Raw genomic sequence first — 25,005 nt, forward strand, 5'->3', positions numbered from 1 at the left:
CGATGAAGAAAATCAGGAAGGCAGTCATCCCTGTGGCGGGGCTTGGAACACGGTTCCTGCCGGCAACCAAGTCGATTCCGAAGGAGATGCTGCCCGTGGTCGACCGGCCGGTCGTCCAATATGCGGTGGACGAGGCCTTCGAAGCCGGCATCGAGCACATCGTGTTCGTCACCGGCCGCAACAAGGCTGTCATCGAGGACTACTTCGACCTGCACCCCGAACTGATTGGAACGCTCGAACAAACCGGCAAGAAGACCCAGCTGGAGGCGCTCGAAAGCATGCTGCCCGTGGCCGGCGCCACCAGCTTCATCCGCCAGCAGTCGCCACATGGTCTCGGCCATGCGGTGTGGTGCGCACGCGAAGTCATCGGCGACGAGCCCTTCGCCCTGCTGCTCCCCGATATGGTGTCGTTCGGTCGCCGAGGTTGCCTGGCTGAAACAGTCGATCTCTATCAGCAGACCGGCGGCAATGTGATCGCCGTCGAGCGCTGTGATCCCAGCGAGACCAGCAAATACGGCATCGTCGGGCGCGGCGCCGAGACAGGCAGCGGCTTCGAGGTCACGGCCATGGTCGAAAAGCCGGCGCCGGCCAATGCGCCGTCGAACTATTACATCAACGGCCGCTACATCCTGCAGCCCGAGATCTTCTCGCTGCTGGGCAACCAGCAGCGCGGCGCCGGCAACGAAATCCAGCTTACCGATGCCATGGTGCGGCTGGCGAAAAGCCAGTCTTTCTTTGCCCAGCCTTTCAATGGCCGCATGTTCGACTGCGGCTCCAAGGAAGGCTTCATAGAGGCGACCATCGCCTTCGCGCTGGCGCGCGACGACATGAAGGGACCTGTGCTGGAAATGCTGCAGGCGTTCGTGCGGTCGCATGAGCGTCAGGAAGTGGCCGCATAATGCCCATCTTTCGAGGGCATATGCGTTTGGACGATGGCGCGGCTCGTGCCTGCACGCCAGGCCGCTCAGGCCCGGCGCCAGATGGCATGAAGCTTGCGTTGCATATCTTGCCCCCGATCTCCGCAGCTCCGGGCGAGGTGCCCCGTCTCGCTCCGGCGCCTGTAACCTAGAATTGGATCGAAGATGAATTATGCCAGCTTTCCTCTCGACAAGAGGATGCCGTTGCCCAACCCCGATCAGGAAAAGGGTGAAGACTTCATCGACGTCGAGCGCCTGCTTGGCATGGCGGCGCGTCAGGTCAAGGTGGTGGCAGTCTGCGCCATCATCGGCCTGTTCCTGGGGTTGCTCTATCTGCAGACCACGCCCAAGCAATACATGTCGGTCGCCAGCGTGCTGATCGACGAAGGCCTGAACAAGGTCATCGACGACATCTCGGCTGCATCCGTCACCATGCAGACCGACGCCGCCCTGCTCAGCCAGATCGAAATCATCACCTCGGCGCGGCTGGCCTCGGTGGTGGTCGACAAGCTGAAACTCGACCAGAACGCAGAGTTCATGAACCCGCCGCAATCGGCGCTGGTCAAGGGCATCGGCTTCGTGCGCGGCGTGATCGGCTATTTCCGCTCAAGTTCCGCCGAGCAGATTCCCGGCATGGAAAACGTCGATGAGGCGACACGCCAGGCCATGATGCAGACGGCGCGCCACGACTATGCCGTGCTGAAGCTGCAGAGCGAGGTGCTGGCGCAGCGCAACGGCCGCTCCTATGTGCTCGCCATCGGTTACCAGTCGACCAATCCGGCGCTCGCCACCGCCATCACCAAGGCCTATGCCGACGCCTATCTCGCCGACCAGCTCAATGCCAGCTTCGACGCCACCGAGCGCGCTGCGGTCTGGCTGCAGGGCCGGCTGACCGAGCTTCGTCAGAACTCACAGGCGGCCGCTATGGCGGTCGAGAAATTCAGGGCCGAGCATGGTCTGGCCGCCAACAGCGACGGCCAGCTGATCAGCGACAAGCAGATTGCCGATCTCACCGCGCAACTGATCGTCGCGCAGGCCGATACGGCGCGCGCCAGCGCCCGCTATCAGCAATACAAGACCATCGTCGAAAGCGGCTCGGACAATGCCTTCAACGATTCCGCCATCTCAAGCGATCAGCCGGCAAGCTCCGTCATTGCAACGCTCAAGACCCGCTATCTCGCAGTGGCCAAGCGGCTGCAGGACGTGACGGCCAATTTCGGCGCCGACCATCCGCAGGCGGTGGCGCTGGCCAAGGAAAAGGCCGACCTGTCGACCCAGATTTTCGGCGAGTTGAAGCAACTGACCGAAAGCTATCGCAATGAATATGAAGTCGCGCTTTCACGCGAGACCTCACTGAGGCAGAAGATCGCCGACGCGGCCGGCAAGAGCTCCATCGACAACCAGAGCCAGGTCAAACTGCGCGAACTCGACCAGCAGGCGCAGGCGCTGACCACGCTCTACCAGACCTTCCTTAGCCGCTACGAGGAGGCCTCGCAGCAGCAATCCTTCCCGGTCGGCAAGGTCCGCATCATCTCGGATGCCTCAACGCCGCTTTCCGCCTCAAGCCCGCGCACCTCCAGGGTGCTGGCGCTGTCGCTGGTGCTTGGCGTGCTGCTTGGCGCCGGCTTCGCTGGCCTGAATGAGTTCAACGAGCGCTTCTTCAGGACCGGCGAGGACATTCGCGATCGCGTCGGCCTCAAATTCCTCGGCTATTTGCCGATGATCGGCGGCAGGCTCGGCAAGGACGCCGACGGCGGTGCGGCGGATGCCAAAGGCGCCAACACATTGTCGGCGGCCGAGAAACGGGCGCGCATGCGGGTCAGCGTCGATGCGCCGGCATCGATGTTCTCCGAAACGCTGCGCAACGCCAAGATCGCCTTCGACGTCGTCATGGAAGGGCAAGGCAGCCGGGTCATAGGCGTGGTCTCGGTCCTGCCCGGCGAGGGCAAGTCTACGGTCGCCGCCAATCTCGCCGGATTGCTGGCCGCCAACGGCTCGAAGACGCTTTTGATCGACGCCGATCTGCGCAATCCTGGCCTCAGCCGCAACCTCGGCATGGAGGCCGAGCAGGGGCTGATGGAGGCCGTGGTCAACGGCCAGACCTGGCAGTCGGTCGGCAAAGTCGACCGCCAGACCAAGCTGGCGATCATCCCGGCCGTGCTGCGTGGGCAATTCTCGCATACCAGCGAGCTGCTGTCGTCGGCCGGCATGCGGCGCTTCATCGACAACGCCAAGGAGACGTTCGAGTACATCATCGTCGACCTGCCGCCGCTCGGCCCCGTGGTCGACGCCAAGGCGTTTGCGCCGCTGGTCGACGGCTTCGTGCTGGTTGCCGAATGGGGCCGCACGCCGCGCGCCATGGTGCGCTCGCTGCTGGAGCAGGAACCCTACGTCGCAAGCAAGGTCGTCGGCGCCGTGCTCAACAAGGTCGATCTGAAGAAGCTGCCGAAATACGGCTCGCTCGGCGGCTCGGAAAAGTTCTTCGACCGCTATTCGACCTACTATCTGGAGAAATCGGACGTGCGGGCCAAGACCGCCGCCTGAACGGAGCGCGATCCTGAAAAGGAGCGTGACCCGGAAAAGCGGATCCGGTTTTCGGAAAAGATCACGCTCAAACGAAGAAGCACGGCAGGTCAGGAAAAGATCAGCTTGCCGAATTTACCCGCGATCCTGAGCGCTGTCAGCCGGCCGCTTCGAAACGCGCCGGTGTCGATGCCGAGCCGGCGCCCGTCGAGCCTGGGAATATCGACCGGCGTGTGCCCGTGCACCACAAAGCGGTCGAGCAGATGGGCGGCGTTGAAGAACTCGTCGCGGATGTTGAGCAGGTCCTGCTCATCCTGTGCGACCAGGTCGATACCCGGCCTGATGCCGGCATGGACGAAAACGAATTTATCCGAACAGAGCAGCACCGGCAGGCTGCGCAGAAAGTCGATATGGCTGGCCGGAATGACTTCCTTCACGCGCCGGTCGACCTCGTCGCTCGAGGCATAGAGGCTGGCAAGCCGCGCCGGATCGACCCCATAGGAAAACAGCGTCTCGCGGCCGCCGACCGCCAGCCAGCGGTCCCGCGACAGATATCCGTCGAGATAGTTCAGCATCGCCACTTCGTGGTTTCCCGCCAGGCAGACGCGCAGGAACCCTGTTGGCGGTAGCGCCAAGACATGGTCGAGCACGCGCGCCGATTGCGGCCCGCGATCGATATAGTCGCCGAGCATGACGATAATCTTGCGGCCGCGAAATTGCAGCGCGTCGAGCTGGATCTTCTGCTCCAGCGACAGCAATTCCTTGTAGCAGCCATGCACGTCGCCGATCGCGTAGACGACGGTGTCGTCCATATCCATTTCCAGGCGCTCGCGCGGCGCCGGCCGGGGGGGCCTGGATCGCTGGAACAACGCCACTGGGGCCGTCAGACCCCGATGCCGCGGGCTTTGAGCGCCGCGGTGATCTCGTCAAGAATGGCGGGATCGTCGATGGTCGCCGGCATCGTCCATTCTTCCTTGTCGGCGATCTTCTGCATGGTGCCGCGCAGGATCTTGCCGGAGCGCGTCTTGGGCAGGCGCTTGATCGTCACCACGGTCTTGAAGGCCGCGACCGGGCCGATCCGTTCGCGCACCAGCCCCACCACTTCGCCTTCGATGGCAGCGGTATCGCGCGACACACCGGCATTGAGCACGACGAAGCCGAGCGGGACCTGGCCCTTCATAGCGTCAGCGACGCCGATGACGGCGCATTCGGCAACATCGGGATGCGCTGAAAGCACCTCCTCCATGGCTCCGGTCGACAGCCGGTGTCCGGCGACATTGATGATGTCGTCTGTGCGCGCCATGACATAGAGGTAGCCGTCGTCGTCGATCATGCCGGCATCGGCCGTCTTGTAGAAGCCGGGAAATTCCTCGAGATAGGCTTGCCGGAAACGCTCGTCGGCATTCCACAGCGTCGGCAGGCAGCCGGCCGGCAGCGGCAGTTTCACCGCCACATTGCCAAGTGTGCCGCGCGGCACTTCATGGCCGGCATCGTCGAGCACGCGAATGTCGTAGCCCGGCATCGGCACGCCGGGCGAGCCGTATTTCACCGGCAGCAGGCCGAGGCCCGCCGGGTTGATGGTCATCGGCGAGCCGGTCTCGGTCTGCCACCAATGATCGACCACCGGCACGTTGAGTTTCTGCTCCGCCCATTTGATGGTTTCCGGGTCTGCGCGTTCGCCGGCCAGGAACAGAATGCGGAATTTCGACAGATCGTATTTCGGCACGAATTCGCCCTTGGGGTCCTGCCCCTTGATGGCGCGGAAGGCCGTCGGCGCGGTGAACAGCGCGACCACGCCGTGTTCTGCGATCACCCGCCAATAGGTGCCGGCGTCGGGTGTGCCGATCGGCTTGCCCTCGAACAGCACGCTTGTCGCACCATGCAGCAGCGGTCCGTAAACGATGTAGGAATGGCCGACCACCCAGCCGACATCGGAGGCCGCCCAGAATACTTCGCCCGGTCTGACGCCGAACTCGTTTTCCATCGTCCATTTGAGCGCGACCATGTGGCCGCCATTGTCGCGCACGATGCCCTTAGGCTGGCCGGTCGTGCCGGAGGTGTAGATGATGTAGAGCGGGTCGGTGGCGAGCACCGGAACGCAATCGACGTTGGCGCCCGCGGCGCGCTCGCGGGCAACGGCGTCGGCAAAATCGATATCGTAATGCTCCCTCAGATCGCAGCGCAGCTGGTCGCGCTGCAGGATCAGGCAGGCGTCCGGCTTGTGGCGGGACATTTCGATCGCCTTGTCGAGCAGCGGCTTGTAGGCCACGACACGTCCAGGCTCCAGGCCGCAGGACGCGGAGATGACCAGCTTCGGCTTGGCGTCGTCGATGCGGGTGGCGAGCTCGTGCGAGGCAAAGCCGCCGAACACCACCGAATGCACCGCGCCGATGCGGGCACAGGCAAGCATCGTGACCGCCGCTTCGGCCACCATCGGCATGTAGATGATGACGCGGTCGCCTTTGTGAATGCCACGGTTCTTGAGCACCGAAGTCAGCGCTACCACTTCGCGCTTCAATTCGGCATAGGTGAATTTCTTGACCGTGCCGGTGATCGCGCTGTCGTAGATAAGTGCGATCTGGTCGGCGCGGCCGCTTGCGACATGGCGATCGAGAGCGTTGAAGCAGGTGTTGCAGCTGGCGCCGTTGAACCAGCGCCCGTAAACGCCCGCCTTGGCATCGAAGACGCTGGTCCACGGCGAATACCAGTCGATCGCCTCGGCGGCAGCGGCCCAGAATTGTTCCGGGTCGCGTTTCCAGCCGTCATAGACCTCGTGGTAGCGTGACGCCATTCATCCCTCCTCGGGAAAACTCTCTATCTTGCAATAGCCTATGCGGGTTTTCCCGGCCACGTCTTTCCCCAAATGCCATGTCTTTCCCGAAATTTGGGGCTTGGCCGATCTCGCCTTGGCCATAAATTGCAGGCACCATGGCCGGGTTTGAAATCGGGGCAGGGCGCGCAATGACGGTACGATACGGGGTTGGATCTGCCGTTGGAGCAGCGCTGCTGTTGACGATCGTTTCCGCCGCCCAGGCCGGCGATGCCGCCGCGCGGCGGATCATCGGCTTTTCCCCCGACGGCAAATATTTCGCCTTCGAGCAATATGGCGAGCTCGACGCTGCCGTTTCCGGCTGGTCGCAGATCGACATCATCGACACAAGCACAGACGAGTTCGTCGGCGGCAAGCCGATCCTTGTCCTCGATGAATCGGAAGAGGCGACCACGACGGTGGAGCAGGCACGGGCGCAGGCCGCAAAGCAGGCCGCGCCAATCCTGGCCAAATACGGCATCGCCGAGCGCGGCACGCGCACGGCCTCCGACAGGTTCACCTTCCCGGACGACACGGTCGAGTACAACGACATCCCCCGCCTCGAGCAGGCCGCGCAGAAATGGCTGTCGCCGTTCTATGGCGAAACACTGATTTCGACCATCCAGCTCGATGAGATCCTTGCCGACAGCAAGGAGGATTGCTTGGCAAGCTTTGATGACGCCAAGCCAAGCGACCAAGTTCTTCCGGGCGACAAGACACTTCAGGGCGACAAGACACTTCAAGGGGACAAGGCGGGCAAGGCGCGCGGCTTCCGCCTGTCGCTGCAGGGGCAGGACGGCAAGCCGTTCAAGGTCATGCACGAGGACAAGGCCGTGCCGGGCTCGCGCAACTGCCCGACTTCCTACAGCCTGTCGGAATCCTACGAATACACCCCGCCCGGCAGGCCGGCGGTACTGGCCGTGCTGGTGCAGCGCTTCAGCCAGGGCTTCGAAGGACGCGACCGCCGCTTCATCGCCGTAACCGGCCAGGCACGCTAAGCCGCGGCCCGTCTTGTGGCAGGCAGAAAAAGCTCATGCGCCCGGAGAAAGCAGGGCGTTCGTGTCGGATATCAGTCTTAAAGCGGCAAGGCCGCCAGCATCAGCCCGACGCCACCCGCAATCAATATGGCGGCTGCCAACGCTTTTCGATGACGTTCGAACGCGGTCGGCGCCCGCTCCCAATTGTAACGCATACCCAATGCTCTCCCAAAACCCCGCGACTGCATAGCTTACTTTAGGTAAGAAAAGCAAGACCTTGACCCTGCGAGATAGCCGGCTTGACGGCTTGCGGCGGTGATTACCAGCTGCAATCACCGACTATTTCTGGGGTGCTTCCCTGTTTTAAGACCCGCCGTCTTCGGTTGCGTGTGTCGTGAGGATTTTGGCGTTGCCGGATTGCCACAGAACGGTCGGGCCTGCCTGTTCTCCCTCTCGCCCGCGCAATGGACAGACCCGCATCGCCGCGCTATCTGCTCTCCAGGAAAATGGTGGAGGGGCTCCATGGCCCAAATCGGTTCTGAAATGGTTCTGCGGCTGGCGGACGACGCCTCGGTCCAGCATGTCGGCGATGGCGCCGTCGTGCTCTTGGCGCGCAGCGGCCAGCTTTACACCTGCAACGGCACCACCGAAGCCTTTCTCGACAAGGTGGACGGCGCCCGCAGCCTCGACCAGATCGTCGTCCTGTTGTGCGACGAGTTCGAGGTCGACAAGGGCACGCTCGACCAGGACATGGCGGCGCTGGCCGCCGAACTGGTGAGCGAAGGCATTCTCGCCGACCCGGCTCCCTGATGGTGGACGGCGTTCTCCTGCGCGCTTTGTTTCGTGTCCATTTATGGGCAAGCGCGCGGCTGATGCCGATCCTGGTCGGCCGCCGCAGCTTCGAATCGGTGTTGAAATGGGCGCCGCTCAGCGCACCCACCCCTTATCGCGGCCTGTCGTCAGCCTACATCGTCGCTGCCGTCAACCGGACCGTCCGGCACCCCTGGCTGATGCGCGACCGCAGATGCCTGCGCGAGGGCCTGCTCGCCCACCGCTTCCTGCGCTTTGCCGGCTTCGATCCGGATCTGCGCTTCGGCGTCGATCCGAAGTCGATGCAGGCGCCGCGCATGTCTGCCCATTGCTGGGTCTGTCTCGATGGCCGCCCGGTGGTCTCGGACAGCCTCCCCGGCATGGTCCAGATCTATCGCCATCACGCCGATGCCGGAAAGGCGCACGCTGCTTGACCGGTCCGGCGACCACCTTCTGCTATGATCTCCAGGGCCAAGTCATCAGCATATCGGCCTCGCGGGCCGATCTCTGGCCAAGCTTCGACCTCATGCTCGGCACGTTGCGCGTCAGCGGGCCGGCCGAGCCGGGTTTCCGCATCGATATCGTCGAGACGCAGGAGTTAGAGGAATCGCCTGCCGGAAAACTCGCTTTCGACGGCGACGTACCGGAAGACGGCCATTGCCGGCTGATCGACGGTGGCGGCACCGTTCATCTGGTCTTTCCCGGCCTGCAGACCGTCTCGATCAATGCCGATGGAGGCTGGGCCGAGATACGAGTCCATCCCGATGCCAAGGTCAAATGGACGGTGCTGATGATGGTGCTGGATGCAGCACTTGATGCCGGCGACCAGCACATGCTGCACACCGCCGGCCTGACATTGCCCGGCCGCGAGGCGCTCGTGCTGATCCATGCGCCGAGCGGCACCGGCAAGTCGACGACGTCGCTGGCGCTGGCGTCGCAAGGTTTCGGCCTGTGCTCGGATGACGCCATGATCCTCAAGGTTTTGGCCGGTGGCGGCATCACGGCCTGGGGCTTGCCGCGCAAGGTGAAGGTCCACCGCCACACCGCGGCAATGCTGCCCTTCGTGGCGCCTTGCCTTGGCGACAAATGGGACGCCAATGGCGAGCAGGCCGTCTCGCTGGAACGTCTCGCCGAGATCATCCGCATCGAGGAAACTGTCGGCAGACCGGTTGCGGCACTGTTTCATCTCGCCCGCTCGGCGGACGCGCAAACCCGGCTCGTGCCCATGACCAGGACAGACGCCATGGTGGCGCTTGCCACCGACAATGTCAGGACCGGCATGACCGGCCTTTTGCCGGCGCAGAAGCGCCGCATGGCAACCATCGCAACGCTGGTCAAAGCCGTCCCGACATTTACCCTGGAAGTCGGCGCGAACCCGGCCGAGGCGGCCCCGCTGATCCGCTCGGCGCTGGCGGCGCGGGACTAAAGCACACTTCAGGCAGAATGCGGCTTTGGCCTGGCGAGGCGCTGGATCCAGCGGAAGGCGTCGCGGCGCAGGCGCGAATGCATCTTGTCCCTGGAATTGACGCCGAGCAGCGTATCGCCGGTGATCAGCCATTTGGCCAAAAATATCGAGAGGTCGGGCTTGATGCGGTCGGCCAGTTCGATCGCGCGCGGTGCATCAAACAGCCGCCCCGTCACATTGAGAACCGTCGCCAGTTCGAGCTCGATGCCGCTGATGCGCGCCGCCTCGAAAAGCCGGTCTTCATCCGCGGGCGACCGCAGCGCGCGCACGCCCTGCAGCACATCGACGCAAAGCTGCAGCCGGTGGAACTTGTGCCCGCCGGCGGCGTGGACAATGGCGATGGTCAGCAGCGCGGCCGGCGTGTCGGCCTCGCTGCCGTCGATGATCTGCAATTCGCGAAAGCCCAGCGACAGCCGCCGCCGCATGCCGGAATCATGCACCAGGTTGCCGTGCAGTTCGATCAGCAGGCTGGTATTCTCCTTCTCCAGCCACTTGAACTCCTGCAGATCCTGCGACTGCGCCTCGCCGCTCCAGAGCTCGAAGCCGCATCCGGCAATCACCGGGTTGGCTTCAATGATGCTGGCCGGCTCGACCAGAATGTCGATGTCGGTGAACGGCCGGTCAGCGGCGTGGCGGTAAAGTTTGCGTGCGAAGACCGGACCCTTGACGATGCGGGCCGGAACATTTTTCGCCGCCAATGCCTTCATGATGCGGTCGCCATGATATTGCAGCAGCATCGATTGGCCGGTCGCCAGCGTCGAGCGATCACGCAGTTCCGACAGCTTTTGCCGCAAGGCTGCGTCCGCAGGCAGTTGGGCGTCGCCGATCTCGCTGAGCTTGCGCAGCATGATGGGAAGCACGCCGTGGAACTCGGCATTGACGAGCAGTGCCAGCAAGCTTTCGGCAGCAACGTCACGGCCAATGGCAGCCGGCGCCTCCGGGTCGGCGAAGGTCAGCAGCAGTTTTTCATCGGCAGGCGCAAGAGATGGCAGCATCAAACCCGGATGACGTTCGCCCACATGAGCAATTCCCGTCCGGAATTGCGTCAAACAACCAACTCAGAGGAGCGTATGTTGCAGAAAAGCATGCATGAAGCCAGCGTGTGGTGGCAGAGCCAGCTCATGAATTGACTTTCCACGGTTTCGGTCCATTCTTTTGCACTGACTGAAAAGGGTGTTTGGAATGGCCAAGAAAAAGTATGAAGCGCCCGTGCTGCGCAAGGCAGGAAAGTTGTCCAGCGTGGTGGCCGGGCCGTCGCTGCCGATACCGCGATAAGACTTCTACGGCTTCGGTTTGGATGAAGCCGGAGCGGTCGGCCGCAAGGCAAGCCGCGCTGCAGGCGGGCAATCTGTCGGCGTGACTGCGGGTAACGGTCCGTCCGGTCCCGCAGGCTAAGGCAAGTTCATAAGCCGCCTGTTCGGGATATGGGCAAGGCCCCTCCGTTACAGTCCCCAGCGCAGCGCGGCTGTGTGCACCGGCGCGTCCCACATTGACGTTGCCTCGTCATCCAGCATGGTCAGCGTGATCGAGCAGCCGGCCATGTCGAGCGATGTCACGTAGGACCCGACCAGCGAGCGGGTCACCGTCACGCCCTGTTTTTCGAAGATGTTTCGGGCGCTGTTGTACATCAGATAGAGCTCCATCAGCGGCGTGCCGCCAAAGCCGTTGATGAACAACAGTGCCGGGCCTTTCGCCCTGTCGCCGAGATCGCCCAGGATCGCGGCGCAAATCTCTTCGGCGATCGCATCGGCGCTTTTCAACGTGTCGCGACGCCGGCCGGGCTCGCCATGAATGCCGACGCCGAATTCCATCTCGCCATCACCAATCTCGAAGGTCGGCCTGCCGGCCGCCGGCACCGTGCAACTGGTCAGCGCCACGCCCATCGAACGCGTCGCGCTGTTGATGCGACCGCCGAGCGCCTTGAGATCCGCCAGCGCCATGCCTTGCTCGGCGGCGGCGCCGACGATCTTCTCCACCACCAGCGTGCCGGCGACGCCGCGCCGGCCGGTCGTAAAGGACGAATTCTCGACGGCGACGTCATCATTGATCACCACCTGCAGGACGCCGTCGGCCATTTCGCCGGCCATGTCGAAATTCATCACGTCGCCTTCATAGTTCTTGACGATGAACAGGCAGCCGGCGCCGGTATCGACGGCGGCGGCCGCCGCCAGTATCTGGTCCGGCGTTGGCGAGGTGAAGACCTGGCCGGGGCAGGCGGCGTCCAGCATGCCGTGACCGACAAAGCCGGCATGCAGCGGCTCGTGGCCGGAACCGCCGCCCGAGATCAGCGCCACCTTCCCCGGCTTCATCACCTTGCGGCGAATGAATTTGTGCTCCTCGCCCAGCACCAGGATGTCGGCATGAGCTGCAACGAAGCCGTTGAGGCTTTCGGTCAGCACCGTGTCGACGGAATTCATAAACTTCTTCATGTGTCCTCCCGACACAACACGATCAGCCGCCACTCCTGCCGGTGATGCTGGTGATCTTCTGGATGAATTCGTTGATCGCCTTGTCGAGCGCTGCATTCTGCTTGTCGTCGCCGAAATCGGGCACGATCAGCGAGACATGCCGGGTCTTGCGCATGCCTGCCGCAACCGACATCTTGCCGGGATGCGCCAGATGATAGGCAGCCAGAAACTGATCGCGCTCGGCCGGACTGAAATGGCAGACCGAAAAAATAGCCGGCAGATGTTTTGACGGGATCGGGGTCGAATAGGCCGCGCTGGAAATCTGGGTGACGAAGCTGCGGTGCTTGCCAAGCGCGTCGGCAAGGCGTTGTCGCATACCCGACGGTCGCTGGTCGATGACCTGCGACAGGATCGTCTTGTAGGCGCGGATCGCCTCTTCGGAGCCGGCTTCTGGTGTCTTGTCGGCCATCTCAGTCATCCTAGACCGATGCATCCGAGATGGCCGCCTTGGCCATGGCGAGTTGGGCGGGAGCCACCGAGAGATCCCGCAGGCCGGCCTCGAGCAGTGCCGGGATCGATGCCGGATCGCCGCCGGCATCGCCGCACAGGCTGACTGGGATTTTCGCGCGCAGGCCAAAAGCGGCAACCGAGCCGATCAGCCGTAACACGGCGGGATGGCGGACAGAATTAAGATGCGCCACGGCTGCGTTATCGCGGGCAGCCGCCATTACATATTGGGTCAGATCGTTCGAACCGATCGAGAAGAAGGCGACATCGGCGAACGCCTCCGGCGCGATCGCCACCGAAGGCACCTCGACCATGATGCCGAGCGGCGGCATTTTTTGCGCGATGCCGCGCGCGGCAAGCCCGGCCTGCTCCTCCACGAACAGAGCGGCGGCGCGTTGGTATTCCTCCGCGACGGCGATCATCGGAAACATCACCTTCAGATTGCCGTGCACCGCCGCGCGCAGCAGCGCCCGGATCTGTACGCGAAACACCTCCGGCCTTGCCAGCGACAGCCTGATGCCACGCAGCCCGAGGAACGGGTTGCTCTCCTCGACGGTGAAGCCCGGCACCGGCTTGTCGCCGCCGGCGTCGACGGTACGGATGGTTACCGGCTTGTCGCCTGCCCATTCCAGCACCTTGCGATAGGCCTGGTATTGCGTCTCCTCGTCCGGCGGCGCCTTGCCGAACAGGAATTCGGTGCGCATCAGCCCGACCCCGTCGCAGGTCGAAATGTCGATGCCGTCGACCTCGGACGGATCGGCGATGTTGACCTGCACGCGCACTGTCGTCCCGGCCCGGGTTACCGCCGGTTTCGCGAGATAGACTCCGGCCTTGTCTCGATGTGCCACAAACGAGGACGAGGACCGGTGGAACGCTTCGATCTCGGTCGTGGTCGGCGAAAGCACGATACCGCCATGCTCCGCATCGAGCAGAGCCAGACCGACGGGATTAGCCGGCGAAGCGCCAAGCCCCACCACCATCGGCACGCCGCGCGAGCGCGCCAGCATGGCGACGTGGCTGGCGGCGCTGCCGGCCCTCAGCGCGATGCCGCCGCCGGTGCTCCAGTCGGTCTCGAGAAAGCGCGTCGGCGCGATGTCCTCGCCATAGAGAATGGCGCCGGCTGGTGGAGCGCTCTCCTGCTCCTCGGTAAGGGCGCGCAGCACGCGGTCGCGGATATCGCTGATATCGGCGGCGCGAGCCCGGAAATAGTCCTGGTCTGACGTTTCGTAGCCGGAGATCTCGGCGTCCAGCGCCTGTCGCCAGGCCATGTCAGCCGGCATGCCGGACGCGATCGCGGCAAAAGCCGGGCCGGTCAGTGCCTCGTCCCCAAGCATGGCGAGCTGGAATTCGAGAATGCCGGCGGCCTCGTCATCGGCGGTTTCGATCAGGGTCGCGAGCCGGTCCGTCGCGCTGGCGATAGCTGCTTCCAATGCGGCCTTCTCGTCCGCGGCGCTCGCCTTGCCCGTGTAGTGCGCGGTGCCGTTGTCGAGGTTGAACAACGGCCCCTCGGCATAGCCGGCCGAGGCCGAAATGCCTTGCAGCCTAAGCGGTTCGGGCATGGCCCGCATCCTCGTCGAAACCGCGTCGCACCAGCTCGGCCAGCGCTCTCACGGCATCATCGGCGCCGTCGCCTGTGGCCCGGATGTGCAGCATGGTGCCTTTCGGCGCCCTGGCCGCCATCACCTTGACGATGCTCTTGGCGTCGAACCATGGGCCGTTGGCGGCAAGCGCAATCTCCACCTCGGCGGCAAAGCTCTTGGCAAGCTTGGTGAACTTCACCGAAGGGCGCGCGTGCAGACCTACCTCGTGGGTGATCAGGACGGTGGCCTCGGCAAATGCGGACATCAGGTCAAAATTCCCGTTCGCTCACGACGGCGACAATTCATGCGCCGTCGCCACCACTTCCTTCAGCGAGGCCCCGCCGGACGCCTCCGTCGCAGCCATCACCGCGCCTTCGACGATCGGCGCGTTGCAGACGATAATCCTGAGCGCCCGCGGCTCGCCGATCATTTCCACCGCCATTTCCGAATTGGTCTCGGCGCCGCCGAGATCGACCAGTATGGCGACGCCCGCCTCCGACCACGCCTTGTCGATGGCGCCCATGATCGCTTCGACGCTGGTGCCGAGCCCGCCATGGCCGTTTCCGCCGCACCATGCAAGCGGCACTTCGTCGCCCACCATCTGCCGCACCATGTCGGCCGTGCCTTCGGCAACCAGCGGCGAATGCGAGACGATGACGATGCCGACATTGCTCATGCTTGGCCCTCGACGGTTTCGGCGACGGTCCGCACCAGCAGCGCCACAGAGCGTCCGCCGGCATCCATATGACCGATTGAGCGGTCGCCGAGGAATGAGGCGCGACCGCGTGTTGCCTTCATCGGCACGGTCGCCTCGGCAGCCATGTCGGCGATATCTGCAATTTCCATGGCCGTCTTTCCTTCGACCAACGCGTCCTGCACAGGTTGCAGCACATCGAGCATGGTCTTTTGACCGACCTGGGATTTGCCTCTGGCGGCCACAGCTTCGATTGCCTTGCCGAAAGCAGCCGCCAGATTGGCACGATCCGGCTCTCCCGAAATCTCCTTGCCCAGCGCCAGGAACAATGTACCGAAGAGCGGCCCGGATGCACCGCCAACCGTCATCACCAGCTTGGTGCCGATCGCCTTCAGCGCCTCGGGCAGCGGCTTGGCCGAAAACGCCTCGGCATCGGCACGCAAGGCCTCAAACCCGCGCTTCATGTTCAGCCCATGGTCACCGTCGCCGATCGCCTGGTCGAGCGCGGTCAACTCTTCCGAGTGAGCGGCGATCGTGTCCGCGGCGGCGGTGATCAGCCTGGCAAGGTCGAACGCTGCCATGTCCAGATTCCCGGTTTCGATCCTGCCGGCAGTATCGCAAGAGTTTTCATTCGACAATCTAAGCATGCCGTCAGGCCGTTGCATGCAGCGCGGCGGCCGCGAACACTTCGGCCACGGCATGGGCGCCAGGGTCGACTACGCCCTGCAATTTGGTGCCGACATAGGCGGAGCGCCCGGCCTTCGCCTTCTCCATGGCCGCGGTCGCCTCGGCGCCGTGCCGTGCCGCTGTAGCCGCGGCATCCAGCCCCTTGGCATCGAGCGCCTTCAGCCCCGGCTCCAAGGCATCGACCATGGTGCGGTCGCCGACCCTGGCGCCGCCATAGAAGGTCATCCGGTCAAGCCCGGCAAGCAGCGCCTTGGACAGGGTTGCTCCGCCGTTCGAAGCCTGAGCCGCCGCCGTGAAGAAGATCGACAGCAAGACGCCTGAGGAGCCGCCCATTGCGACGCCCAGACTATCGCCTATAGCCGCAAGCGTGGCGGCAGGGTCGGCCAGCGGCAGCGCATCGAGCCGTTCCAGCACGCTGCGCGCGCCGGTCGCAACCGTCGAACCGGTATCGCCATCGCCCGCCTTGGCGTCGAGCCCGTTCAGTGTCTCTTCGAGCGCGATCAGCCGTTCGCAGACCGTGATGATCAAACGCCTGGTGCCGGAATCCTGGCTGGCCCTTTGGGCTGCGCTGTTTCCAGCCGCTTTCGCCATAGGCACGATAGCCGGCGCGACGACGGTTTTGGCCGGCATCCAGGCATGTGGGCCGACAGGCGCCAGCAAGGCTGCCTCGCGCGCCGCATCGAGCTTGATCAGCGACAGCGAAAAACCGTTCATGTTGAGCGCCGTCATCAGCGGTCCGGGGCCGATCGCAAGCTTCACGGTCTTGGCCAGCGGCGAGGCCAGCACGGCATTGGCGACCAGCGACATCTCAAGCGGCGGCACCGAGCCGAGATTGTTGATGAGCAACGCGTGGCTGGCGTTCGGGTCGAGCCGCGCGGCCAGCCGCTCCGCCATGATCGCCACCAGCTTGTCGGCGCTTTGCACCGCGATGCGCTCGACGCCCGGCTCGCCATGGATGCCGAGGCCGAGTTCGCCGTCATTTTCGCCGAACCGCTCTTCATGTGGCTGGCCGGGGATCGAGCAGGACGACAGCGACATGCCGAGCGAGACGATGTCCTTCGCCGCCGCGCGAGCGGCTGTAGCAACGGCTGCCAAGTCCTGACCGGTCTCCGCCAAATGGCCGGCGATCTTGTGCACGAACAAGGTGCCGGCGACGCCGCGCGGCTGGTTGATACCCGGCAGGGCGATGTCGTCGGCAACGATCGCCATCTCGACGCGAAACCCCTCGGCGCGCGCCTTCTCGGCCGCCAGGCCGAAATTGAGCCGGTCGCCGGTGTAGTTCTTGACGATCAGCAGGCAGCCGGCGGGGCCGGTCACCGCGCGGATGGCCGCCAGCACCGCCTCGACGCTGGGCGAGGCAAAGATCTCGCCCGAAACCGCCGCCGTCAGCATGCCCTTGCCGACAAAGCCGGCATGAGACGGTTCGTGTCCGGCGCCGCCACCGGAGACGACGGCAACTTTCGCCTTGTCCCAGTCGGCGCGCAGCACGACCTTGATCTCGGGGTAACCGTCGAGGCGCGCGAGATCGCCGGAACCGATAGTCCGCAACAGCCCGTCCAGCGCCTCGGTGACGATCGTTTCCCTGCGGTTGAAAAAGTGCTTCATCGAATTCGTCCTGTATTCGTCAATCAGAAGCCGGTGCCGTGCCCTTGGCGAGACACCGAAAACCTCACATCAGTCTTTGCCCGTCGGCGCCGAAATAAAGTGGCGAGCGGTAGCGGATCACCACTTTGTCGCCCTCGGCCAGATCCGTATCGGGGTCGGTGAGCGTCACCAGTTTCTTCGGGCCGACCGTAACATGCAGATGGTTCTGGTCCCCGAGATGTTCGACCCAGTCGACGACGCCGTCGGCATGGCCGTTTGCGGTCTTCTCGATCGACAGATGCTCGGTGCGCGCGCCGATGGTCTTGGTTCCGGTCGGCGCCCCACCATCAGGCAGCAGTCCCGCTGGCAGCAGATTGATCGCCGGCTGGCCGAGCCGTGCGGCGACATGAAGGTTTGCCGGCTCGGAATAGATGGTGCGCGGCGTGCCGATCTGCACCAGCACACCATTGTTGAGGATGCCGATGCGGTCCGCCATGGTCATCGCCTCGATCTGGTCGTGCGTGACATAGAGCATGGTGGCGCCGAGCTCGGCTTGGATGCGCTTGAGTTCGAGCCTGAGATCGGCGCGCAATTTGGCATCCAGCGACGACAGCGGTTCGTCCATCAGATAGATCGACGGTTTGCGCACCAACGCTCGGCCGATGGCGACGCGCTGCATCTCGCCGCCCGACAGCTTGGTCGAGCGGTTGGCGAGCTTGTGGTGGATGCGCACCATCTTTGCCACCTCTTCGACGCGGCGGCGAATCTGGTCCTCCGGTACTTTCCGCGCCGGCGAGCGCAGCGGGAAGGCGAGGTTGTCGTAGACTGACAGATGCGGGTAGAGCGAATATTGCTGGAAGACGAAAGCGGTGTCGCGCTCGGCCGGCGACAGCGTCGTCGCATCGTGGCCGCCAATATGGATCGTGCCGCCATCCGGCCGCTCCAGTCCGGCGATCAATCTCAGCGTCGTCGTCTTGCCGGCGCCGGTCGGGCCGAGCAGCACGACGAATTCGCCATCGGCGATGTTAAGGTCGAGGCCATCGACGGCGACATGGTCGCCGAAGCTTTTGGTCACGCCCTTGATGTGCACGTCAGCCATGCTGCGCTCTCCCTTGAGAGGCGGTATCGTGGATCGCGGTGCGCACCGCCCGACCCGAGCCCTTGTCGAACAGCGACAGCCGCGCGCTGTTCAACGTCAGCCCGACATGATCGCCGGCAGCGAGCCGGATTTCGGCCGGCACCCGCGCCTTGATGATGCCGTCCGCCGTCTCCACCGCCACGATCTGCGTCGTGCCGAGATATTCGGTGCCGTAGATGGTGCCGCGCAGTTTCGACGCATCGTCGAAACGGATGTGCTCGGGACGGATGCCGAGCGCCATGTCGGCGGGCGCAATTTCCTCGCGCACTTCCGGCACCGCCACCTTGGCGCCCTGGACGACGATTTCCTTCGCCCCCTTCGCCAGCCCGCCACCGAAGCCCAGGAAATTCATCGGCGGCGAGCCGATGAAGTCGGCGACGAACATGGTTGCCGGGCGGTCGTAGATTTCGCGCGGGCTGCCGAACTGTTCGATAACGCCATGGTTCATCACGGCGATCTTGTCGGCCATCGACATCGCTTCCATCTGGTCGTGCGTGACATAGACGGTGGTGGCGTGGATGCGGTTGTGCAGCTCGCGCAGCTCATGCACCATCAGATCGCGGAATTCGGTGTCGAGCGTGCCGAGCGGCTCGTCCATCAGGAAGCATTTTGGCCGTCGCACGATGGCGCGACCGAGCGCCACGCGCTGGCGGTCACCGCCGGCAAGGCCCGAGACCGATTTGTTGAGCAGATGGTCGATGCGCAGCAGCTTCGCCGTTTCCTCGACACGGCTTCGAATCTCGGCCGAGGGCATGCCTTGCGCGAGAAGCGGGAAGCCGATGTTCTTGCGCACGTTCATATGCGGATAGAGCGCGAACAGCTGGAAGACGAAGGCGATGTCGCGTTCGCGCGCCCGGCGCATGGTGACGTCCTCGCCGCCGAGCAGGATCTGGCCGCCGGTCGGCAATTCGAGGCCGGCGACCATGCGCAGCGTCGTCGTCTTGCCGCAGCCCGAGGGACCAAGCATGACGAAGAACTCACCATCTTCGACGACGAAGCTGGAATCCTGCACCGCGACGAAATCGCCGAAGGCCTTTCTCAAATGTTGGACGCGGATTTCGGCCATGATTATTCCGGGAACTTCGAGACGATGATGAACATCACCGTGCCGGCGAGCATGGTGATGAAGGAGTAGGTGTAGAGCGCCAGCGCGAAGGGCTGGAACAGCATCAGGAATCCAATGGCGATCAGCGTCGTGGCGATGTTTTCCATCAGGCCGCGCCGGGCCCAGCGAGGCCAGGATGACTTTTTGGAGATGGCTGGGCGCGTCATGCGCAGCTTCCTTCCTTCTGCCCGGCAACGGGGCGAGACGGTTGCCAGGTGGTTCCCCCACTCCGTCGCTGCTTCGCAGCGCCACCTCTCCCCCCTCCGGAGGGAGAGGAAGGGAGCCTGGCTGAATGAAGTTCGCGTCCTTCCTCTACCCCGTCGATCGGGGGAGAGGTGTCGAGCGAAGCTCGACGGAGTGGGGGTCGACCTGGCACACCAATCATTTGCGCACCGCCCCAAAAGTGATGCCGCGCAGCAATTGTTTGCGAAGCAGGATGGTGAAGACCAGGATCGGCACCAGGAAGATGGTCGTGCCGGCCGCCACCGCCGGCCAGTCCTGGCCGCCTTCGCCGATGATGGTCGGGATGAAGGGCGGCGCGGTCTGCGCGGTGCCGGAGGTCAGGAGTGCGGCGAACGCATATTCGTTCCAGGCGAAGATCAGGCAGAAGATGGCGGTCGCGGCGATGCCGGTAGTCGCTTGCGGCAGCACGGTGCGCCAGAAGGCCTGCAGCCTGGTATAGCCGTCGATCATCGCCGCTTCTTCATACTCGCGCGGGATCTCGTCGATGAAGCCTTTCAGCAGCCACACCGCGAGCGACACGTTGACCGCGGTGTAGAGCAGGATCATGCCGAGCGCGGTGTCGGACAGGCCGAGCTCGCGGTACATCAGGTAGATGGGAATCGCGACCGCGATCGGTGGCATGAAGCGCGTCGACAGGATGAAGAACAGAAGGTCATCGGCCAGCGGCACCTTGAAGCGCGAGAAACCGTAGGCCGAAAGCGTGCCGAGGAATACGGCGCAGAAGGTGGAACCGAAGGCGATGATCAGTGAGTTGACGAAGCGCGGCAGGAAGTTGGACGGGCCGGCAATCACCATGTTGCGCTTGCGCGAGGTCTCGTCGCAGAAACCGGTCGCGGGTCCGAGCGAGTTGATATACTCGGCCGTTTGCCTGGTGCGCGTCGTGAACAGGTTGCAATAGCCCTCGATGCTCGGCTGGAACAGAATCTTGGGCGGATAGGCGATCGAATCCGGCGGCGTCTTGAAGCTGGTGGCGAAGATCCACAGCAACGGCACGATCGAGATCAGCGCGTAGAGCACGATGATCGTGCCGGCGATCCGCTTCGAATTGGCCGAGGGGGCGACGACGGAGTGGGCGGTGGTCAGGCTCATCTCTGCTTCACCTTGTTCAGCGCCTTGACGTAGATGTTGGCCAGCCCAAACACCGCGACGAACAGGATGATGGCGAAGGCCGAGGAATATCCGGTGCGCCAGCTCTCGAAGGCCTGCCGCTTCAGCGTGATCGAGGCGACCTCGGTGGTCGAGCCCGGCCCGCCACCGGTCAGCAGGTTGACCATGTCGAACATCTTGAAGTTCTCGATGCCGCGAAACAGCACCGCCAGCATGATGAAGGGCAGCGCCATCGGCAGCGTGATCGACCAGAACTGCCGCCAGTTGGACGCGCGGTCGACCTCGGCGGCTTCATAGATGTATTCGGGGATGGAGCGCAGGCCGGCGAGACAGATCAGCATAACATAGGGCGTCCACATCCAGGTGTCGACGATGATGATCGACCACGGCGCCAGCGACACGTTGGACAGCATCTGGATGTCGGTCGGTGGTATCCGGGTGACGAACGAGATGGCGTAGGCGAACAGGCCGATCTGCGGCTCGTAGAGGAAACGCCAGAAATTGCCGACCACCGCCGGCGACAGCATCATCGGCACCAGGATGATGGTCGTCCAGAAGGCGTGGCCGCGAAACTTCCTGTCGATCAGCCATGCCAGCGTGAAACCGATCAGCGTCTGCAGCAGGATCGTCCAGAACACGAAATGCGCCGTCGTCTGCATGGCGATCCAGATGTCCTGGTCGCCGAGGATGCGCTGGTAATTGGCGAAGCCGAGGTTTTTCACCACCTCGTTCGGGCGGTTCGCGCGGAAGTTGGTGAAGGACAGGTAGATCGCCCAGAACAGCGGGAAGATGTTGATGGCCAAGAGCAACAGGATCGTCGGCGAGATGAACAGCCAGGCGAGGCCCTTGTCGCTGATCCCCCGGACCTTGCGGGCCAACGGCTCCGGGGTCGCCCGGGCAACGTTCTCCGCAGTCCGATTGAGCATGGTGAGTCCTGCTTCGGTCACGTCAAGTCTCGACACTGGAATTTATCTGAACTGCGTCCCGTGCCAAGGGCAGCACGGGACCAAGAGCATGATGCCGAAAAGTGTGAAGCGGTTTTCGGACGACATCATGCTCTCTCTCTTTTTAGCCCTGAGGCGGATGATTTCTGATCGATTCGGCCTGAAAATCATCCGCCTCTGGGGTCAGGCTCGGGAGGAGCCGTTGGTCCGGTTACATCTTGCCGTCGTCCTGGAACACTTGCGTCCAGTCCTTGACCAGGCCGTCAAGCGCGTCCTTGGCCGAACCCTGGCCGGCAACGACATAGTCGTGGAAGCGCTTCTGCGACGCCTGCAGCAGCGGTGCGTAGCTCGGCTCGGCCCAGAAGTCCTTCACGATCGCCATCGAGTCGAGGAAGGTCTGTGCATAGGGCTGGCTGGACGGGAAGGCCGGGTCCTTGACCACCGCGTTCAGGCAGGAATAGCCGCCGAGCGACCANTGCATAGGGCTGGCTGGACGGGAAGGCCGGGTCCTTGACCACCGCGTTCAGGCAGGAATAGCCGCCGAGCGACCACCATTTGGCCTGTACATCCTTGTTGGCGAACCACTTGATGTATTTCAGCGCCGATTCCTGCTTGTCTGAATAGGACACGACCGAAATGCCCTGGCCGCCAAGCTGCGCAAACTGGGCACCGCCGGGACCCTTCGGATTGACGAAGTAGCCGATCTTATCACCGCCGACATTCTCGTCCTTCTGCAGGCCGGGCCAGGTGAAGGCGAAGTTCATGTGCATGGCCACCTGACCGGATTTGAAGGCGTCGACGCCTTCGCCCATATAGCTGTTCGAGGCACCCGGAGGCGTGCAGCAATCGTAGAGCGACTTGTAGAACTCCAGGCCTTTGACCGCGTCTGGCGAATTGACGAAGCCTTCCATCTCGTAGGGCTTCTTGGGGTTTTCATACTGGAAGCCGTAGCTGTAGAGCACGTCCATGGCGCCCATGGTGATGCCTTCCGAGCCACGCTCGGTGTAGATCGAAGCGCCATAGACGGTCTTGCCGTCGATCTCGCGCTTCTGGAAGAACTCGGCGACCTGCTTCAGTTGGTCGAAGGTGGTCGGCGGGCCGAGATCCCAGCCATATTTTTCCTTGAATTCCTTTTGCAGCTCCGGCTTGGAGAACCAATCCTTGCGGTAGGTCCAGCCGACGACGTCGCCCATGGCCGGCAGCGCCCAGTAATTCGGCGTGTTCTTCGGCCATTCGGAATAGCCGACGACTGTTGCCGGCACAAAGTCGTCCATGCTGATCTTCTCCTTGTCGAAGAAGTCGTTCAGCTTGACGTAGTGGCCGTTCTCGGCCGAGCCGCCGATCCACTGGCTGTCGCCGATGATCAGGTCGCACAGTTTGCCGTGCGAGTTGAGCTCGTTGAGGAAGCGGTCGGCATAGTTGGTCCACGGCACGAATTCGAATTTCATGCCGATGCCGGTTTCCTTGGTAAAATCCTTGGACAGTTCGACCAGCGCGTTTGCCGGATCCCAGGCGGCCCAGCAAAGCGTCAGGTCTTCAGCGTGCGCAACGTTCGAGACGGCTGTCGACGCGGTAATCGCCGAGGTCAGTCCCAACGCCAGTTTCAAGCTCGATTTCATGCCTTCCTCCCCATTTGCGAAACGCGCCCGGATGGCCGTTTCAAGAACCCCTCAACCCTCGCTCCTCCGAGGGGCTAAACACGGCGCGCTATGCGTCGCCAGGGCGGCGCGGTGCGTCGCAGATGTTTAGTAATTTGTTTAGTGATGCAATTTTTACTAAACAAGGCAAGCGAATTCGTCGCTGCGCCGCAACATGGCGAAACGGCGATTGAAATCGTTGGGAAATGATTGCCGGACGGCTCGCCCGGAAGTTGCTTAGCCGGGGTCGCCTATAATTTTCGTCTGCGGCGTCACCGGCCGAACAGGGGGCGCGGGCGGCAGCAGCGCGCGGATGTCGGCGAAGGGAAATGTCGGCTCGAATCGGAAGGCCTCGGCCAGGGAGCCGGGAACGCTGTTGCATTGCCCGGCGCGAAACTCATTCTGGACGCGCGCTCTGTCGACATATTGCTCCGGCCACTGCGACTGGTGCGCTCGGATCGCCTGCGTCTTGATATCGCCGTAGGCGGAAATGTCGACGTAATGCGTCGGCGCAAAGCCGGTGCCGCCCATCGTGTCGGCATGCAGCACGGGGACGCCGAACGAGGCCGCGATGCGCACGCCGTCCGACAAAGCACGATGGTCGGCGTGATAGTCGTTGGGGGCATGCGTGATAACCAGATCCGCCGCGGTCTCGCGTATCAGCGCTTTCAGCGAAGCGATCAGTGCCGCATCAGCCACCAGTTCGCCGTCGGGAAAGTCGAGAAAGCGAAGGGTTGCGCCGAGCAGCGCCGCAGCGGCCGCCGCCTCGTCGCGGCGGACACGAGCCAAAACGCTCGGGTCGCCCATGCCGCCCCTGGCGCCATCCGTGGCCACGGCAAAAGTCAGTTCTGCGCCTTGCGTGGCATAGGCAGCCAGCGTACCGAACATGAATATCTCGATGTCGTCGGGATGCGCGCCGAGCGCCAATACCTTCACTGCACTCTCCCCGGAAATGGAAAAACGTGACGAACGGAATCCTGCTCGCCCTCATCGCCTATGCAAGCTATTCGTGCAGCGATGCCGTTATCAAGAGCCTTGGCGGACAGTTCACCGTCTTCGAGATCGGCTTCTTCATCACGCTGTTTGCCGGCTGCTTCCTGTTTTTCAGCCGCCCAGTCGATGAGCGCTGGCGCGACTTCTGGCGCACCGGGCGGCCATGGGCGGTGCAGGCCCGCGCCTGGGCCGGCATCGCCTCGGGCGTGCTCAGCGTCTACGCCTTCACCACCATTCCGCTGGCCGAGACCTATGCACTGATCTTCCTGGCGCCGCTTTGCGTTACCATTCTCTCGACCGTCATCCTGAAAGAAAAGGTCGGTCCATGGCGCTGGCTGGCGGTGGTTGCCGGCTTTGCAGGTGTCATGCTGGTGGTGCGGCCAGGTTTTCGCGAGTTGCATCTCGGACACCTTGCCGCCTTCACGGTGGCCTTCCTTGCCGCGGCGAGCGTCATCCTGATGCGGTCGCTCGCCCAGCAGGAAAAGCGCACCACCATGCTCGGCGTGCTCATCGGTTACGGGCTGCTGTTCAACGGGGCCGGCACCATCGCCACATCGTTCACCCTCCCCAACGCCATGCAGCTGCTGTGGCTGGTGCTGGGCGGCGCCTTTACCGCCGGCGGCCAATTGCTGCAGCTGCTGGCCGCCAAACACGCACCGGCCAACCGCATCGCGCCGACGCATTATTCGCAGATCGTCTGGGCGGTGATCCTCGGTGCGTTGTTCTTCCAGGAGTATCCGGACTGGATATCGCTGGTCGGCTTGGCCGTCGTTGGCGCGTCCGGCCTGCTCACCATGGTGCGCGAGGAGGTGCGGCTGGGCACGGTGCGCTGGAACCCGTTTGCGCGCACGAGGCTTTGATCCGGTTGCATGGCCAT

At 63.5% G+C, this 25,005-nt stretch carries 23 protein-coding genes and 1 pseudogene; 7 read left to right on the forward strand and 17 right to left on the reverse strand.

The features are described from left to right. The first annotated feature begins 2 nt into the window (after nucleotides 1–2). Both galU and X751_RS146115 read left to right on the forward strand, forming a co-directional pair. Nucleotides 3–899, forward strand: a complete 897-nt coding sequence (galU, locus tag X751_RS146120) for a UTP--glucose-1-phosphate uridylyltransferase GalU (protein WP_023668795.1) — start codon at nucleotides 3–5, stop codon at nucleotides 897–899. A 183-nt stretch (nucleotides 900–1,082) separates the two neighbouring features. Then, nucleotides 1,083–3,461, forward strand: a complete 2,379-nt coding sequence (locus tag X751_RS146115; protein WP_023745206.1) for a polysaccharide biosynthesis tyrosine autokinase — start codon at nucleotides 1,083–1,085, stop codon at nucleotides 3,459–3,461. 89 nt (nucleotides 3,462–3,550) lie between these two features. Here the strand turns inward: X751_RS146115 and X751_RS146110 are convergent, their stop codons facing one another. Continuing rightward, entirely contained in the window at nucleotides 3,551–4,252 is a 702-nt protein-coding gene (locus tag X751_RS146110; RefSeq protein WP_245265792.1) for a metallophosphoesterase family protein, read from the reverse strand. A gap of 71 nt (nucleotides 4,253–4,323) precedes the next feature. Next, nucleotides 4,324–6,231 (reverse strand): propionyl-CoA synthetase, encoded by a 1,908-nt coding sequence (locus tag X751_RS146105; protein WP_023745208.1) that lies wholly within the window; start codon nucleotides 6,229–6,231, stop codon nucleotides 4,324–4,326. A 218-nt stretch (nucleotides 6,232–6,449) separates the two neighbouring features. Between X751_RS146105 and X751_RS146100 the strand changes: the two genes are divergently transcribed. The 4 genes from X751_RS146100 to X751_RS146085 all read left to right on the forward strand — a co-directional run bounded on the left by X751_RS146100 (nucleotide 6,450) and on the right by X751_RS146085 (nucleotide 9,462). Beyond that, complete coding sequence (locus X751_RS146100; RefSeq protein WP_245260048.1) at nucleotides 6,450–7,247, forward strand: DUF2259 domain-containing protein; 798 nt, start codon at nucleotides 6,450–6,452, stop codon at nucleotides 7,245–7,247. A 501-nt stretch (nucleotides 7,248–7,748) separates the two neighbouring features. Continuing rightward, nucleotides 7,749–8,036 (forward strand): PqqD family protein, encoded by a 288-nt coding sequence (locus X751_RS146095; RefSeq protein ID WP_023745210.1) that lies wholly within the window; start codon nucleotides 7,749–7,751, stop codon nucleotides 8,034–8,036. Next, complete coding sequence (locus tag X751_RS146090; protein ID WP_023745211.1) at nucleotides 8,036–8,470, forward strand: lasso peptide biosynthesis B2 protein; 435 nt, start codon at nucleotides 8,036–8,038, stop codon at nucleotides 8,468–8,470. Before X751_RS146095 ends, X751_RS146090 begins: the two co-directional genes overlap by 1 nt. Further along, entirely contained in the window at nucleotides 8,467–9,462 is a 996-nt protein-coding gene (locus X751_RS146085) for an HPr kinase (protein ID WP_023745212.1), read from the forward strand. Before X751_RS146090 ends, X751_RS146085 begins: the two co-directional genes overlap by 4 nt. Nucleotides 9,463–9,470: 8 nt before the next feature. Here X751_RS146085 and X751_RS146080 read toward each other — a convergent pair whose 3' ends face one another. The 15 genes and pseudogenes from X751_RS146080 to X751_RS146015 form a co-directional block, all read right to left on the reverse strand. Then, nucleotides 9,471–10,496: a nucleotidyltransferase family protein gene (locus X751_RS146080; protein ID WP_023725855.1), complete on the reverse strand. Its 1,026-nt coding sequence runs from the start codon at nucleotides 10,494–10,496 to the stop codon at nucleotides 9,471–9,473. Between the two features lie 447 nt (nucleotides 10,497–10,943). Further along, the gene (dhaK, locus tag X751_RS146075; RefSeq protein ID WP_023668785.1) at nucleotides 10,944–11,930 is read right to left on the reverse strand and encodes a dihydroxyacetone kinase subunit DhaK; all 987 of its coding nucleotides are present in this window, start codon (nucleotides 11,928–11,930) and stop codon (nucleotides 10,944–10,946) included. A 22-nt stretch (nucleotides 11,931–11,952) separates the two neighbouring features. Next, nucleotides 11,953–12,378: a hypothetical protein gene (locus tag X751_RS146070; RefSeq protein ID WP_023668784.1), complete on the reverse strand. Its 426-nt coding sequence runs from the start codon at nucleotides 12,376–12,378 to the stop codon at nucleotides 11,953–11,955. Between the two features lie 10 nt (nucleotides 12,379–12,388). After that, entirely contained in the window at nucleotides 12,389–13,975 is a 1,587-nt protein-coding gene (ptsP, locus tag X751_RS146065) for a phosphoenolpyruvate--protein phosphotransferase (protein ID WP_023745213.1), read from the reverse strand. After that, nucleotides 13,959–14,261 (reverse strand): HPr family phosphocarrier protein, encoded by a 303-nt coding sequence (locus tag X751_RS146060; protein WP_023684207.1) that lies wholly within the window; start codon nucleotides 14,259–14,261, stop codon nucleotides 13,959–13,961. Before X751_RS146060 ends, ptsP begins: the two co-directional genes overlap by 17 nt. A gap of 21 nt (nucleotides 14,262–14,282) precedes the next feature. Next, nucleotides 14,283–14,672, reverse strand: a complete 390-nt coding sequence (gene dhaM, locus X751_RS146055) for a dihydroxyacetone kinase phosphoryl donor subunit DhaM (protein ID WP_023725850.1) — start codon at nucleotides 14,670–14,672, stop codon at nucleotides 14,283–14,285. Then, nucleotides 14,669–15,271, reverse strand: coding sequence for a dihydroxyacetone kinase subunit DhaL (dhaL, locus tag X751_RS146050; protein ID WP_023668780.1), 603 nt, complete (start codon nucleotides 15,269–15,271; stop codon nucleotides 14,669–14,671). The genes dhaM and dhaL overlap by 4 nt, the downstream gene beginning before the upstream one ends. Nucleotides 15,272–15,341: 70 nt before the next feature. Next, entirely contained in the window at nucleotides 15,342–16,982 is a 1,641-nt protein-coding gene (locus X751_RS146045) for a dihydroxyacetone kinase subunit DhaK (RefSeq protein ID WP_023668779.1), read from the reverse strand. Nucleotides 16,983–17,046: 64 nt separating this feature from the next. After that, nucleotides 17,047–18,060, reverse strand: coding sequence for an ABC transporter ATP-binding protein (locus X751_RS146040; protein ID WP_023668778.1), 1,014 nt, complete (start codon nucleotides 18,058–18,060; stop codon nucleotides 17,047–17,049). Then, nucleotides 18,053–19,165, reverse strand: coding sequence for an ABC transporter ATP-binding protein (locus tag X751_RS146035; protein ID WP_023707800.1), 1,113 nt, complete (start codon nucleotides 19,163–19,165; stop codon nucleotides 18,053–18,055). Before X751_RS146035 ends, X751_RS146040 begins: the two co-directional genes overlap by 8 nt. Nucleotides 19,166–19,167: 2 nt before the next feature. Next, a complete protein-coding gene (locus X751_RS146030) occupies nucleotides 19,168–19,371 on the reverse strand; it encodes a hypothetical protein (RefSeq protein ID WP_023668776.1) in 204 nt (67 codons plus the stop codon). 214 nt (nucleotides 19,372–19,585) lie between these two features. Then, on the reverse strand, nucleotides 19,586–20,536 hold the full coding sequence (locus X751_RS146025) for a carbohydrate ABC transporter permease (RefSeq protein WP_023668775.1): 951 nt from the start codon (nucleotides 20,534–20,536) through the stop codon (nucleotides 19,586–19,588). After that, on the reverse strand, nucleotides 20,533–21,480 hold the full coding sequence (locus tag X751_RS146020; RefSeq protein WP_031198535.1) for a sugar ABC transporter permease: 948 nt from the start codon (nucleotides 21,478–21,480) through the stop codon (nucleotides 20,533–20,535). The genes X751_RS146025 and X751_RS146020 overlap by 4 nt, the downstream gene beginning before the upstream one ends. A gap of 229 nt (nucleotides 21,481–21,709) precedes the next feature. After that, nucleotides 21,710–23,117: pseudogene (locus X751_RS01000000163940) on the reverse strand (ABC transporter substrate-binding protein). A gap of 255 nt (nucleotides 23,118–23,372) precedes the next feature. Beyond that, nucleotides 23,373–24,071, reverse strand: coding sequence for a PIG-L deacetylase family protein (locus X751_RS146015; RefSeq protein ID WP_023715560.1), 699 nt, complete (start codon nucleotides 24,069–24,071; stop codon nucleotides 23,373–23,375). A gap of 26 nt (nucleotides 24,072–24,097) precedes the next feature. On the opposite strand from X751_RS146015, the gene X751_RS146010 reads away from it, so the two are divergent. Beyond that, nucleotides 24,098–24,988, forward strand: a complete 891-nt coding sequence (locus X751_RS146010) for a DMT family transporter (protein ID WP_023684199.1) — start codon at nucleotides 24,098–24,100, stop codon at nucleotides 24,986–24,988. The last annotated feature ends 17 nt before the right edge of the window (nucleotides 24,989–25,005 follow it).

The organism is Mesorhizobium sp. LNJC394B00 (assembly GCF_000502555.1).
Lineage (GTDB): Bacteria > Pseudomonadota > Alphaproteobacteria > Rhizobiales > Rhizobiaceae > Mesorhizobium.

Excerpts from the sequence above, each read along its gene's own strand:
- galU (WP_023668795.1), top strand. The coding sequence starts at position 3 with ATGAAGAAAATCAGGAAGGCAGTCATCCCTGTGGCGGGGCTTGGAACA.
- X751_RS146115 (WP_023745206.1), top strand. The coding sequence starts at position 1,083 with ATGAATTATGCCAGCTTTCCTCTCGACAAGAGGATGCCGTTGCCCAAC.
- X751_RS146110 (WP_245265792.1), bottom strand. The coding sequence starts at position 4,252 with ATGGACGACACCGTCGTCTACGCGATCGGCGACGTGCATGGCTGCTAC.
- X751_RS146105 (WP_023745208.1), bottom strand. The coding sequence starts at position 6,231 with ATGGCGTCACGCTACCACGAGGTCTATGACGGCTGGAAACGCGACCCG.
- X751_RS146095 (WP_023745210.1), top strand. The coding sequence starts at position 7,749 with ATGGCCCAAATCGGTTCTGAAATGGTTCTGCGGCTGGCGGACGACGCC.
- X751_RS146090 (WP_023745211.1), top strand. The coding sequence starts at position 8,036 with ATGGTGGACGGCGTTCTCCTGCGCGCTTTGTTTCGTGTCCATTTATGG.
- X751_RS146080 (WP_023725855.1), bottom strand. The coding sequence starts at position 10,496 with ATGCTGCCATCTCTTGCGCCTGCCGATGAAAAACTGCTGCTGACCTTC.
- dhaK (WP_023668785.1), bottom strand. The coding sequence starts at position 11,930 with ATGAAGAAGTTTATGAATTCCGTCGACACGGTGCTGACCGAAAGCCTC.
- X751_RS146070 (WP_023668784.1), bottom strand. The coding sequence starts at position 12,378 with ATGGCCGACAAGACACCAGAAGCCGGCTCCGAAGAGGCGATCCGCGCC.
- ptsP (WP_023745213.1), bottom strand. The coding sequence starts at position 13,975 with ATGCCCGAACCGCTTAGGCTGCAAGGCATTTCGGCCTCGGCCGGCTAT.
- X751_RS146060 (WP_023684207.1), bottom strand. The coding sequence starts at position 14,261 with ATGTCCGCATTTGCCGAGGCCACCGTCCTGATCACCCACGAGGTAGGT.
- dhaM (WP_023725850.1), bottom strand. The coding sequence starts at position 14,672 with ATGAGCAATGTCGGCATCGTCATCGTCTCGCATTCGCCGCTGGTTGCC.
- dhaL (WP_023668780.1), bottom strand. The coding sequence starts at position 15,271 with ATGGCAGCGTTCGACCTTGCCAGGCTGATCACCGCCGCCGCGGACACG.
- X751_RS146045 (WP_023668779.1), bottom strand. The coding sequence starts at position 16,982 with ATGAAGCACTTTTTCAACCGCAGGGAAACGATCGTCACCGAGGCGCTG.
- X751_RS146040 (WP_023668778.1), bottom strand. The coding sequence starts at position 18,060 with ATGGCTGACGTGCACATCAAGGGCGTGACCAAAAGCTTCGGCGACCAT.
- X751_RS146035 (WP_023707800.1), bottom strand. The coding sequence starts at position 19,165 with ATGGCCGAAATCCGCGTCCAACATTTGAGAAAGGCCTTCGGCGATTTC.
- X751_RS146030 (WP_023668776.1), bottom strand. The coding sequence starts at position 19,371 with ATGACGCGCCCAGCCATCTCCAAAAAGTCATCCTGGCCTCGCTGGGCC.
- X751_RS146025 (WP_023668775.1), bottom strand. The coding sequence starts at position 20,536 with ATGAGCCTGACCACCGCCCACTCCGTCGTCGCCCCCTCGGCCAATTCG.
- X751_RS146020 (WP_031198535.1), bottom strand. The coding sequence starts at position 21,480 with ATGCTCAATCGGACTGCGGAGAACGTTGCCCGGGCGACCCCGGAGCCG.